This window comes from Vibrio sp. THAF190c, from assembly GCF_009363355.1.
Taxonomy (GTDB): Bacteria; Pseudomonadota; Gammaproteobacteria; order Enterobacterales; family Vibrionaceae; genus Vibrio; species Vibrio fortis_A.
Genome location: NZ_CP045338.1, coordinates 1,779,132 through 1,792,432, shown reverse-complemented (window position 1 = coordinate 1,792,432; position 13,301 = coordinate 1,779,132). Strand labels below are relative to the sequence as shown.

The 13,301-nt window shown below is 43.3% G+C and carries 7 protein-coding genes; 1 reads left to right on the top strand and 6 read right to left on the bottom strand.

All coding sequences use genetic code 11. The features are described 5' to 3' along the window. Window positions 1-85: 85 nt before the first annotated feature. Window positions 86-1,645: an EAL domain-containing protein gene (locus FIV04_RS07915; RefSeq protein ID WP_152468787.1), complete on the bottom strand. Its 1,560-nt coding sequence runs from the start codon at window positions 1,643-1,645 to the stop codon at window positions 86-88. Window positions 1,646-2,214: 569 nt separating this feature from the next. Here FIV04_RS07915 and FIV04_RS07910 point away from each other — a divergent pair. Beyond that, the gene (locus FIV04_RS07910; RefSeq protein WP_152468786.1) at window positions 2,215-4,407 is read left to right on the top strand and encodes an immunoglobulin-like domain-containing protein; all 2,193 of its coding nucleotides are present in this window, start codon (window positions 2,215-2,217) and stop codon (window positions 4,405-4,407) included. 116 nt (window positions 4,408-4,523) lie between these two features. Here the strand turns inward: FIV04_RS07910 and FIV04_RS07905 are convergent, their stop codons facing one another. Genes FIV04_RS07905 through FIV04_RS07885 form a run of 5 tightly spaced genes read right to left on the bottom strand, consistent with a single transcriptional unit; the run spans window position 4,524 to window position 13,176 of the window. After that, window positions 4,524-6,677: an ATP-binding cassette domain-containing protein gene (locus FIV04_RS07905; protein WP_152468785.1), complete on the bottom strand. Its 2,154-nt coding sequence runs from the start codon at window positions 6,675-6,677 to the stop codon at window positions 4,524-4,526. Between the two features lies 1 nt (window position 6,678). Continuing rightward, window positions 6,679-8,232, bottom strand: a complete 1,554-nt coding sequence (locus FIV04_RS07900) for an ABC transporter ATP-binding protein (protein ID WP_253895327.1) — start codon at window positions 8,230-8,232, stop codon at window positions 6,679-6,681. Continuing rightward, window positions 8,232-9,626 (bottom strand): TolC family protein, encoded by a 1,395-nt coding sequence (locus FIV04_RS07895; protein WP_152468783.1) that lies wholly within the window; start codon window positions 9,624-9,626, stop codon window positions 8,232-8,234. Before FIV04_RS07895 ends, FIV04_RS07900 begins: the two co-directional genes overlap by 1 nt. Further along, a complete protein-coding gene (locus FIV04_RS07890; protein ID WP_152468782.1) occupies window positions 9,626-11,845 on the bottom strand; it encodes a response regulator in 2,220 nt (739 codons plus the stop codon). Before FIV04_RS07890 ends, FIV04_RS07895 begins: the two co-directional genes overlap by 1 nt. 5 nt (window positions 11,846-11,850) lie before the next feature. Further along, entirely contained in the window at window positions 11,851-13,176 is a 1,326-nt protein-coding gene (locus FIV04_RS07885; protein ID WP_152468781.1) for an HlyD family type I secretion periplasmic adaptor subunit, read from the bottom strand. Window positions 13,177-13,301 lie beyond the last annotated feature (125 nt).

The window sequence follows — 13,301 nt, the reverse complement described above, 5'->3', positions numbered from 1 at the left end:
GTGTAACGGCGCCATAAAATAACGCCTGCTATCTTTGACTTATTCAAGAACAAGATAGCAGGCGTTTTATGTTTAAGGTGCATATCTAAGAAGGAAGCAACTTAAATCCTTCATATCGAATCAGATCTTGCTGTTTCAATATTTCCAGAGCCAGTTTCTTTGGCATGGGTTTGTAGTAATAGAAGCCCTGGATGTATTTTACGCCCAACCCTGCGAGTGTTTGGACTTGCGATTCGTTCTCCACACCCTCAACGATAACTTCCATTCCAAGTGAGTCGGCCAGTTGAAGCATAGACTCAAGAATAGGAACACCCAAGCTCGACGAGTCCGAGATGTTTTTTACAAACACACGGTCAATTTTAAGGACGCTGAAGGGGAACTGACGTACAAAGTCTAACCCGGCATAACCAGTGCCGAAGTCGTCGATTGCGATTTCTACGCCAGCTTCCGCCAGTTTGTTTAAGTTGGTTCTAATTGTCACCATGTCTTTTTCTAGACATTCACCATCTTCAGTGACCTCAAAGATAAGTTTGTTCAACGACTCAGGATTCTTACGGAATAGTCTGAGAACACTGTCGGCGAACTCTGGGTTTGAGACGACATTGCGGCTGATGTTGACGCTAATGTATCTATTTTCAAATAAAGAGCTGTTTGTTTTTAATGTGCTTAACACTTCCTCGAGCACAAAGTAGGTGAGATCTTCGATTAAACCAAGGCTCTCTGCAAGAGGGATGAAAATCGCAGGCGACACGCTGCCTTCGATTGGGTCATTCCATCGTAGGAGTGACTCGCAACCAACAACCTGTGAAGTGCGCTGATCAACAATAGGCTGAAGGTGAACATGTAAATGTTTGTTTTTCAGCGCATTAGACAGTGAATACTCAAGGCCTCTTCGTTCTTGGTTTCTGTGCTTAATGTTCTGCGCAACGATGGTCGCGACACCGGCACAAAGAAAACCAAACCAAGAGTACTTAAGAAGAAAATTGAGGTAATAGCCATAACCAGCATAAGAGATGACGGCTAGTGGATAAGTGTCAGACTCTATTTTTAAAGCCTTAATGTATGAAACTGGCTCGAGCGCAGAGATGTCTCGATGAATGACTTCAACCTTTGAATTCAGCCCGTATTGGGACAGATGATCTTCGACAATGTCAGAAATGTAATGCGGTGGGATTAATAGGCTGACACCTTCTTGGCTTACGTGATCTTTGAAGATCAGCATAATGGCTTTCGACTGAGAAATAGCAGAGTTGGTATAAGAAAGTGTTGTTAGATTCGGGTCATTGTTTATGCGGTTGCTGATGGTTTGATATAAAGGAAACCAAACGTCGCCTTCGGTTGTGGAGCAATAAAAGTAGTCTCGATCATTATATATCGCCGCTTCTTTTACCCAGTCCGTGTGAAATACAGCTTGCCTAAGCTCTCGCACAAATGCTTTACACGGAAGGCTAGCATTTTGCGTGGTTATAAAAGAATCGAACTGCGCTTTTATCTCATCTAATTTGGCTTCTGCGAGTACTACCGACTTCTCGCTCACATTCTTGTAGTGAAAGGGTGTGATGGGAAGAAGCAGAGCCATAGAACAACAAAAAGAAGCAATAAAATGGAGTGAGGTCTTGGCAATGCTCTGGTACTTGATGGTCATAGTATATGGGACACTTACTCGGCGAGTTGAATATGTATTTTAATTTATAAAATCAATATCAATTGAAACAGGATGAGTTATCAATAATGTGAATGAAACCATAACTTTGTGAATTCTTATTCATTAATTTCGGCAGGCACTTTACATATTTTAAATTAGCGATCCCTTAATTGGTTTAATATTGTACAATGTGTAGAGATTAATATGCATGCTGTTGTTTATCCATGGTGAGGGGCTTTTGTATCGCATAACGGTGGTGTAGCTAGTGAGTGGGGGGCTGACGAATTTCCTCGAAGCATATTTTATTAGGCTTTATTAATATATTTAATCTAAATAATCCCGTGTCAAATAATTCCTTATGGTTATTTAAATAAGTAAAAAAGACGGGTAAATAATTCAGATTAGTCAAAAGTAAGATTATATTTTTTCTTTATCTGTGAGTTAAAATCACAACTTATATAAATGATACTCTTTTTATAAAAAATACATTATTAGTCTGTTTTTATTCATGCATAAAATCATTGTTAGGCGCTGTGATAGGCACAGTTATTCAACGAGGATTGATGTTTATGATGAAACGAACGGCACTACAACTCGCAATTTCAGTGGGTATCGTCGCACTACCGGGAATGGCAAATGCGAGCAGTACTCCAATGACCAACCCAAATAGCGGTGTGGTAGTAGGATATTGGCACAACTGGTGCGATGGAGCTGGTTACAAGGGAGGCAACGCGCCTTGTGTCACTTTAGATGCGGTAAACCCGATGTACAACATTGTGAACGTCTCTTTTATGAAGGTTTATGATGTTGCAGAAGGTCGCATTCCTACTTTTAAGCTCGATCCAACTATTGGCCTTTCAGAGCAGCAGTTCATTAACCAAATATCAGAGCTTAATCAGCAAGGGCGTTCAGTACTTATCGCACTTGGTGGTGCTGATGCTCATATCGAACTTAAGACGGGTGACGAAGCGGCGTTTGCCGAAGAGATCATTCGTCTTACCGAAAAATACGGGCTTGATGGTTTAGATATTGATTTAGAGCAAGCGGCGGTGACGGCTGCGGATAACCAAACCGTTATTCCAGCAGCATTAAGATTGGTCAAAGATCATTACCGAGAGCAAGGTAAAAACTTTCTCATTACCATGGCACCTGAATTTCCATACCTGACTGCTGGTGGTAAATACGTCCCATATATCGACAACCTTGAAGGCTACTATGACTGGATCAATCCACAATTCTACAACCAAGGTGGTGACGGTATCTGGGTAGAAGGTGTAGGTTGGATTGCTCAGAATAACGATGAATTGAAAGAAGAGTTTATCTACTACATCTCCGATTCATTGAGTAACGGCACGCGCGGCTTTCATAAGATTCCTCACAACAAGTTAGTGTTTGGTATTCCATCTAACATTGACGCTGCGGCTACTGGTTACGTACAAGAACCACAAGATCTGTATTCTGCATTTGAACAGTTATCAGAGCAAGGCCAGCCGCTGCGTGGCGTTATGACTTGGTCCGTAAACTGGGACATGGGCACTAACGCGCAAGGGCAAGAGTACAATGAAACGTTTATTAATGACTATGGTCCATTTATTCATGGCCAAGTGACCCCACCTCCGGGTAACGACGGTGAGCCAATCCTTAAAGGCGTTGAGAATACTCGAGTGCTACATAGAAGTGCTTTTGATGAGTTAGAGGGTGTCTCCGCGCATGATAAAGAGGACGGGGATTTAACGTCTTCAATCGTAGTCGAAGGTTACGTCGATACCGCTTCAATTGGCACTTACGTGCTTACTTATAAAGTATCCGATAGCGATGATAATCAAACGACCCAAGCACGAAGCGTAGAGGTCTATAGCCAAAAGCCAGTATTGAGTGGCGTAGAGAATACAACGGTGATGCTAGGCGGCGATTTTGATGTATTGGAAGGTGTTACAGCTAACGACGCGGAAGACGGGGACTTAACATCATCAATACAAGTCACTGGGCAAGTGGATGTAAATACTATCGGTACTTATTCCTTGGTTTATAAAGTGTCTGACAGTGCCGCTCAAACCGTTGAAGCGACACGAGCTGTGACAGTGACTGATGGGGCAACCTGCGCAAACCCTTGGGATGCAAATAGTGTTTATGTTGAAGGCGACAAAGTGTCTCACGATGGGCACACATGGAAAGCGGGCTGGTGGACTCGAGGTGAAGAACCGGGCACCACGGGCGAGTGGGGTGTATGGAGCAAAGATTCAGACGCTTCGTGTGGTGGTGAAACGCCTGATCCCGATGTCGACCCTACGCTGAGTGTAACGGGCTTAGCATCTTCATACGCATTGGATAATGGTCAAGTGACGCTGAACCTACAGTTAGTAAGCAACCAAGCGTTAACGGTTGATGTGAGTGTTCGTAATGCTTCGAATCAAGTGGTTGAGCAAGCTCAGGCTCAAGTTAATGGCCAATCTGCATTAACTATTGAATTACAAGATATTCAGGCAGGTACGTATCAGCTACTACTTGAAGGCATTGCTGAAGATGGTGAAACAGTTTCATCACAAAACAGCTTTGTTGTGACTGATGAGACGATAACACCACCGCCGGGAGAGTATCCTGACTATGTAGCAGGCACTGCGTATCAAGCGGGTGACCGAGTGATAGGCACTGACAACGGTGTCTACGAATGTAAGCCTTGGCCGTACACAGCGTGGTGTGCGAGCGCGTCTTACGCTCCGGGAGATAGCCTGTATTGGGATGATGCTTGGATTAAACTATGAATCTAAGAGTAACCTAGGTTCTCGTTAGCATTTTGTATCGAAAGAGCGACCCATATCGGTCGCTCTTTTGTATTAGAACAAGAGTTTTTAGTAGAGACGCCATCAAATCTTAGATATTAGTTAATCATTGATGGAGCGGCTTGAAGTACTTTATCTGGAGTGCCGAAAAACTTCTGCGAGCCATCTTTTTCTAGCAGTAGGCATCGGTCTGAAACGGCGACCATGGCTTTGCTGGTGGTGGTAAAGATCACAGTACAGCTCGCTAGTCGTTCCTTAAACAAAAGTGTTAGATAACGGCTGTTTTCATTTTCGGCGCCAACAAAGGGCTCATCCAAAATAAGAACCTTTTTGTGGCAGTCTCCTAGACCGATTGCCAATACCAGTTTTCGATATACGCCATCAGGAAGTTGGTCAAGGAATTCAGTACTCAATAGGGTGTTCTTACCTTGTGGTAAATAGGGCAACAGGTCAAAGAAGTTAAGCATCTCGTCAATGGTTTCATCTTGGACATATCCGTTATATACCGTGTAGTTAGCATGAACGGTAGATGGGTAAAGGTGCATATTAAATGGGATATAAGTCAGACTGCTTCTAAGTCTAAAGTTATTAAACTGAGCGACGTTGTAGCCGTCGTAGAGCAACTGCCCTTGAAAACGAGTTTCTATCCCAGCAAGTATATTCATCAAGGTGGTTTTCCCGGCACCGGAGGGAGCACATACCGCCACTTTTTGCCCTGGAGAGACTCCAACAGACAGGTTGGTTAGCCCGCTTCCAACGCCTGGGTAACGGTGCGACAACCCTTTAATGTTAACTCGTCCTCCCAATTCTTGAATAGGCGGGCTTTTTTCCATTTTGGTTTTGTCATCGTCAAGGGACATCAAAGCATTGATTTGGGCCGAAGAGGCTTTAATCGTGTCGATTTTGGCGAGCGAATTGTAGATTCCCATAATAGGCGTTAACGTCTTCCAAACCAGAATGATGATCGCCAGCATCGCCCCCGGATTGGCATCTCCGGCCATCACCGCAGATACCGCGGTCACAATACTGGCGGTGCCTATTACTTGAATGAGACTACTACCAAGTTGTTGAATCTTAGAGTTGGTAATTGAAACTTGATGAGAGTCTTTAAGGCGCTGGGTCAATGCTGCGTTGAATCGGGATTTGACGACAGAGAGTAGCGGCAGCTTTTGTATTGAGCCTACATTCGTTAAAAGCTCGTTCCATTGATAAGAGACCATTGCGTTGGCTCGAGAACTTCGAGATGTCGCTTGCAGATAGATATAGCGAGCATAAATACAAAACACCACCATGAGCGCAATGCCAATCAGAACCGTAATTGCAGCACTGCCAGACATCACAAAGATCGCAATAAGAAAGATAAAGATAAACGGCAGATCGAAGTAACTTAAGCTCGACTCGGCGGTCACCAGTTGTCTAAATTGATCGATATCTTTCAGTCGCGCTAACTGTGAAGAGGTAGTGGCGCTAGAGGTCATAGCATAAGGCAGCCACAATAACTTAGAGATCACGTGATACGAAATATAGTGGGCAAGTTCTTGTCCGGAGGTGTTGAGAATACTCATCCTCTGTCGCTTCAAAAAGTGTTCCATTAGAGCGACAGCAATTGCGCCAGAGGCGAGCCAATATAAGGTTGAGGCGGAGTCTGCGGTTAACGCAAAGGTATACACACCCATAATAAAAAATGGTTGTATGGTTCCAAACAGAGTGATGAAAAGACTCAATAGAGCGAGACTTTTAAATTCAGCACTGTGTTCATAGAAGATGTGTTTCACCCAATTTCGTTTGTCTTGTGATTCAGGTGGTGGTTCACGAAAAATCCGTGAATAGCTCGATATGGCACAAACACGAGCCTTAAACTTGGCCGGAAGTGGGCTCTCAATAGGGATGTCATTTTCATAGTCGTATAGGTGTAGCACCTCATTGTCGACACCCAACAAAATGTAGTTTTGGCGGTTGATTGTGATAAATGCTGGGCAGCTGAGCGTTTCCAACTGTCTATGATTGGTGATCTTTTTGTGCAGGCATTGATAGCCGAGTCGTGAAAGTGTGGCATCAAACGCCTTAAAGTGGTCTGTATCGGCGATAAACGTATCTGACAACAGCTCTGCCGTACCTTCCCATTGAAGAGCGACTAGGGTGTAGCTTAAGCCGAGCAATAATGGGTTCTCGGCGTAACGACTCGATAGGTGGCCTTCTCGAAAGTGGAGTAGACGCTCTTTTATCTCGTCAAAAGCAATCAATGTATCCATGCTATGCCACCTCACGAGCTTTGATGTGTTCGATGTTACGATCTTTGTGTTTTATCTTGTTACTCGCGATAACGAACAAGTAAGAGTTGATCCTTGGGCGCAAGCATGAGAGCAAATTGGCCGAAAAGTCGACATCATAAGAGAGGTCGAAGTCATCGATGAGTACGATTTTCTTATTGCTGAGCAGTGCACGAACAATGAGCAATGCAAAGTTAACCTTGCGTGAGAATGGCTTGATGCCTGTGGTGGTTATCTCGGTATAAAAACCTTGCTTAAGATCGTCTATATCGCTTTTGATCCCTAACGCTTCACACAACGAATAAGCGGCTTTGTGCAGTTCAGGTCTAAAACAGGTGATGTTATCGATGATGGTGCCATCAACGAAAGTGCTGTGTTTAGTGACCATGATAATGTTGTCTATGATGTCATCGTTGACTTGTTTTTCCATTGCTGCCTGATGCGAGTACTGACTTAATCCTCTTAAAATAGAAGACTTACCTGAGCCAGACTGGCCTGAAAGGACAGTGATTTTGTTGGCTTGAAACTGATAGTGTTCTTGACCTTGATAGCTGACATGTTTTGGCGGTACGCCTACTAATCGGTTAGATGTGTGTTCGTTCGCCATCTCTAGTATTTCGTTCAGCCTCATAATATAGCTCTTGTTGACTTTCCATTGGCTAATGGCACGCATGGTCTGTTGGTAAGGACCAAAGAAACGATTGGTCAGAAGGATGATGGCTGCCATTACCCCTTGGCTGATATCGAGGTTGATTACAGCCATGGCGCTGGTTACCACGGTTAATATCACAGCTAGTTGCTGAATAAGCGTTAAGGTTAGGCTGAACTTTGATTCTTGCTTTTCAAATTCGCTGGTGTGGTACTCTCGCTCTTTAACCATGGTGTTCATTAGGTTTTCAAGCCGGTACTCCATCGAACGCCCTTTGATATCGAGCGGGTTAGAGATGATATCGATGATATTAGAGTTAGTGGTGCCATCAATATCAGATTTTTTCTGCATTAACGCGACTTTGCTCTTTGATAGATGAAGAGCTGTAACCAACAAAAACAGAGCACTCGCGACTAAGATGAACCCTGCTGGTGGATTGATAACTGCAATGATCAGCAGAGTAACAAGACAAGTAAATGCGTTGATAAGTGCACCGATGAGCTCACCGCTGTAATAGGAACGAAGCCCAAGAATGGTAGTGAGCCTTTCCAAGTAAGACCCAGTATCCAGCTTTTTAAATTGAGCTGCGTCTGAGTGACAGATAGCATTGAATATCTGGTTGGTCGCCGTTTGTTCAAAGCGGTTGCCTATTCTCGATACCATCGATTCTTCAATGTTTTTGATTTTATAGTCGAGCATGATCGCCACAAGGATAATCACGAAGATGAAATAGAGAGAGGAACTGGATTCGTTTGGAATGATACGGTCGAAAATGATTAATATCGAAAATGGCAGTACCAAGCCAAGAATTGTGGTCAATATACTTGACATTACTAAGAAGCTGGTATCACCAACACTCAATTTGGGAAGGTAATTAAGTTTGTCCATTATCCTTCTCCTTCCGCTGACAAGCTGTCAATGATCGATAAGTCAAAAGTATCCTCGATAGGAATCATCCGATCAGAAATACGATTGAGCTCCTCCAAATCGATGGCGCCAAACAGTGCTCTAAGTTTGGTGACGTTGATGACGTAATCATACTGATTGGTGTAGTACTCACGAATGCTGTCAAAAAGGTCTGATTCAGAATTAAGTAAGTCGGTTAAGGTTTTTGTACCAAGTCGGTAAGCCTTTTTATTGCCTTGGTAAACGCGATAGTTTGCGATTACAGCTGCTCGCAAATAGGACATGGCTTCGATGTTGGCATTAATGGTCAGCACTGTATCGTCGAGCGCAAATTGTGCGTCGTTGAGTGCTTGGTCGTATTGAGCGGAAAATTGCTGAATTCGCCCCTTGTTCTTTTGATATTCGTAATAGTCGCTACCACCTTCAAAGATAGGTAAATCGACGGTTAAGCTGTAGGTTGTAGTGTCGGTTTTAGAGTTGTCACGGTTACTGTCTTCATACTCGTAGTTGGCAGAAGCTTGCAGCGTTGGGTAGAAGTCTGAACGGGATTTGCTTAGGGTTCGTTTTGATTTATCTAATAGCGACTTTGCTATCGCTATATCGAAATTCGCTTCAACTAATTTCCCTTTAAGTTGTGCTTTTTCTGAGTCAGATATAGGCAGATATTGATTATTGAGCGCTACGTCAAAAGAGGGGACGACTTGGGTCTGTGACGTTGATTGCAGCTGATTCAGCGACAAGTTTATCTGTTTGTTGATGTCCGAAATCTGTTTGCTGGTGGTGTTCTTCCTCGCTTGAGTTTCATAAACATCTGTCTTTGGTAAATTACCTAGCTCATTGTTACGAGTTACTTGTTTTAGACGAGACTCGGATGAACGATACTGCGCATCGGTGGCCTTTCTTTGGGCATGAAATTTTAGATATGAAAAGTAATTGTCTACGACTTCGACCACCGTATCATTGACCAATTTGTCATGTTGCAGTTTGCTGATCTGCACGTCCAATTCCGATTCGCGGTAAGTGTTATAACGCGAGACATCTAACAAGGTTTGCGATAACGAGAGGGTGTAACCATTGCTGTTGTAGTTTTGGTTGCTCGGTTGCAATGAACGTACGTCTGATTCGTTCCACGTGGTATTGGCGTTGGCATTGATTGTCGGATAGAAAAAGGCTGAGCTAATGTCTTTATCAAACTCGGTACTTTGAATTTCATATCTTGAATTTATGATGCTGTAATTCTTTGCAATTGCTTCACCAATCACTACAGACAGCTCACCAGCTTGGGAATTGATACTACTTGCAAGAGTGAATAAGCCGATTAAGGATAACCCCAGTGTCGACCTGTTATACCCTCTTGCATCAAACACTGCTTTCATTAACCCACCTTCCTAATCGCCATGTATTTCTTGATAACTGAGTAAATTTCATCATTCTTGTATGGCTTACTGATAACGTAATCCATGCCTGCATCAACACAGCGTTTGTGCTCTTTATTACTGGTTAACGCGGTAGCACCGATAATAGTGGTGGGTGGTAAGTGGTTATCACGTTCGTATTGGCGAATGTGGGTTGTTGCTTCGATACCGTCCATGTTTGGCATAATGCAGTCCATAAAGATGATATCGAACTGCTGCTCTTTGATAAGCGCAACCGCTTTGGCACCGTCATCGACACCTTGGCACTGGAAGTCAAAGTTGGAGAGAATTTTGTTAAGAATGATCTGCTGCACTCTATCATCTTCAACGATCAAGAATTGCTTATCAGACTGGCTCTCTTTCTCACTTTCACTGTCTAATGTCTTAACAATGTTGTCGATGAAGTCGACAGGGGTAAACGGGTGGTAGAACACGTAATCAACGTGGTTGTATGTATCGTCTAGATCGGCTGAACTCGACATAGAGAGCATCAGTTTGATCTCTTTGGCCGCTAATCGTGCTTTAAGCGTCTTACAGAAGGAATCGAGAGTGATGCCCTTAATGTGGTCTGTTAAGAATATACCGTCGTGAGGTTTTAAATCCTTCATCATTTTAAAGATGTCGTTAGCCGTGCTTGCTAAAACGACGTTGGCGCCTTCGTTGACAAAAGTCTGGCTCAATATATCTAGCTGTAAATTGTCGGTGCCGCATAACAAAATGGTGCGTCCTTCCAAGCGATTAGTAAGAGGTGCGTACTGAGAGGCGTTGACATCAAAGTTAATCACCATCTTTTCAGCTTCTTCTAATGACACAGATACCGCGGAGTAGTTTTTGATCCCTGTAAGTAGGTTGTTGGCCAGTTCGACATTGGTGATGTCTTTGATTTGTGCATCGTTCCAGTTGAGCTTGTCTAACTGCTCAATTTGGGTGTAGGTATCACGATAAAAATAGAGGGACAGAGTAATACGCAGCTTATCTACTTGTGATGAGCTATTGCAGCCGACATGCAGTAAAGCATTAGAATGCGTAGGCGTAGCGATTTTGTTGGAAATCTGGAGTAACAATATCCAGAACAGCCCAGTTTGACTGCCGTAAAGCTGAGCTGGAATAGTATTTTCAACAAAGCACTCAAGCGTTTTGGACTGTTGCTTAGATTTGGTGGCAGTAAGAACAATCAACTCGCTGATCAAGTCATAGAAGTCGATGTTTTTGTCATCGTTAAGTGCATCTACGTTCGATAAACGGTTGAAGTTGTCCGCAAGATTTTCCAATGTCCACGTAGCGGAGATGATCTCTTTAGCAAGCAGAGCGCCGTTTTCATCGCTGTCCTTAACCAATAACTTAATACCACCTTGAATGGTATTGGTGATACCGCGTACTTCGTAACCGAGTAGGTTGTATAAGCGTTGATAAAGGTCGGTTTGCGATTTCTGCTCTTCCAACTGTTCATAACTCGACAGTAGCTTGGCGTAGATGTTCTTTTCAATGCTCGAGGTTTCGACGCTTGAAATACGAGCTTTTACCGCCTCGTGGTCAATGCTTTTTAGATTGCTCGATATCTGTTTGAAGGTCGCATGTGCTTGATCTTTTTGTGCTCGCGTGCGGCTTAATAGCCGGCTGTTTTGGGTAAAGTAGACAAACAGCGCCAAAAAGAGCGCCAGATTAAAACCGGCGATCGTGTACAGCTGCAGGTGTGAGTTTTGTGCGGCTTGGTTGTGGTAGTTATCCATGAAACTATTGACGGTATTGACGCTTTTCTCGGATGCGACACGCAGCGAGCTGTTGAGTTGATTTAAGTCGCCAGTCTCTTGGTATTTTTGGAAATGAAGTTCTAACAGATCAAACCCTAAAACCCCTGTTAAAAGGGCTAGCGATTTCTCCTCAGAGATCAGTTGTTGAAGCTCTGATAGTTCACCCTGAAGTTTGGTAATCAATAAGTTAACTTGCTCTTGTTCGCAGCTTTCAATATTGGTACTACACAAGTCTAGTGTTGAGTTGAGCGTTGAAATATCACTGAGTACTTCATGAGATTTACCAAATAGTAGCGATTGTGCATTGCTACGCTCATTGTTGTTGTAGATGGTTTGAACGGTATAAACCGCACTCGTACCCAAAATAGCAACGATCACAATGAACAGTAAGTGACTCAGTTTGTGGGTGTATCTATTTGACTGACTCATGGCCGCTACCTCTCATCAAACGATTCATCAAGCGCGGTCATGATCGGCTTCAAGGCGTAATCGATCACTTTTCGGCTACCGGTTTTAATGTCTGCAGTAAACTCCATGTATGGAGCAATGTAATATTGGATTTGATTACGCGTTAGGTAGTTCTCGGTAATCTTGATTTTGGCGATGTAGTACTCTTGCTCTTTTTCCTCGTAAGAGCTGCGAGAAATGGATTCGATGTTGCCAGATAAGATGCCGTACTTGGCAAAGTTATAGGTATCGAATTTTAGTTTGACCTCTTGTCCTTTTTCGATGAAGCCTACGTCTTTACGCGGGATCTTGACCTCTGCATGCATCTCATTATTGAGTGGCGTGATATCTGCGATACTGTCACCAGGAGGGATGACGGCGGATTGGTAATTGAAGTTGATTTTGTCGACCTTGCCATCAACAGGAGAGAACACTAATAGCCTCTCCACCTTGTCGGTTACCGACGGAAGTTGAGTCTGTTTGATCTTAAGATTGTTGTTTACTTCAGTAAGTTTGGCGTAATAGTCGGTTCTACGATTCTTTTGGTTGTCACTCAATTGCTTTTGTAGACGAGTAAGTTGGAACTCTTCGTTTAAGATGCCTTCATTAAGATTCTCAATCTCACGCAACATGTTCAGATGCTGTACCTTCATGTTCAGCACATCTATATGCGATGCCATCTCTTCTTTATAAAGCTGATCTTTGATCTTCAGTTGCTGATTAATCACGGCCAGTTGCTGCTTTGAAGAGGCAACACGACGGTTCATTGATTCGATCAACCCTTTTTTATGCTGAATATCATGTAAGAACAGCTCATCATTAGATCGATTTCGATTGTTTTCTTCTGTCCATGAGAGGGTTTGCGTTTCAACTAAAGCAGGGTAGTTTGCGTAATGTGAAAAGTCAGGTTGTGTGTCATGAATGAGAGCTTGGTATTTGAGTTTTTCGACCTGAAGTTGAGATATTTCGTATCGAGTGGATTGCAATTCCGACACACGGTCTTGCGAAGTTAACGTTGCTATTTTTTGACCTTTATAGACAAGGTCTCCGGGAGAGATATAGAGCTCTTCTAGAATACCGCCTTCTAAATGCTGTACTTTCTCAACGTCCGAATCGAGTAAAACCTCGCCTCTTGTCGACACCGTAATATCAATGGTGGCTTGGGTCGCCCAGATCACTATGCCTAGTATAAAAACAGCAATGATCACAAAGACTTTATTTACTGTAACTTTATCTTGGGAGTTTGACGTATCGAGCGTTGATTGGTGCTCTTGGTTAATCGAGCGCTCGATGATTTTATCTAGTTCATTCATAAGCCAGCCATCCTTGCCCTTCGCTTTGAATTGTTCGCAGTATAGCGAGTGGTATTGAGTATCAAGCGAGTTTATTGACGTTGTAATTTCGCTGCTCGGATAGGCGGTCCTTATGCAACGCATTT

Coding starts and splice junctions, on each gene's coding strand:
- FIV04_RS07890 (WP_152468782.1), bottom strand. CDS start 11,845: ATGAGTCAGTCAAATAGATACACCCACAAACTGAGTCACTTACTGTTC.
- FIV04_RS07905 (WP_152468785.1), bottom strand. CDS start 6,677: ATGGATACATTGATTGCTTTTGACGAGATAAAAGAGCGTCTACTCCAC.
- FIV04_RS07895 (WP_152468783.1), bottom strand. CDS start 9,626: ATGAAAGCAGTGTTTGATGCAAGAGGGTATAACAGGTCGACACTGGGG.
- FIV04_RS07900 (WP_253895327.1), bottom strand. CDS start 8,232: ATGGACAAACTTAATTACCTTCCCAAATTGAGTGTTGGTGATACCAGC.
- FIV04_RS07885 (WP_152468781.1), bottom strand. CDS start 13,176: ATGAATGAACTAGATAAAATCATCGAGCGCTCGATTAACCAAGAGCAC.
- FIV04_RS07915 (WP_152468787.1), bottom strand. CDS start 1,645: ATGACCATCAAGTACCAGAGCATTGCCAAGACCTCACTCCATTTTATT.
- FIV04_RS07910 (WP_152468786.1), top strand. CDS start 2,215: ATGATGAAACGAACGGCACTACAACTCGCAATTTCAGTGGGTATCGTC.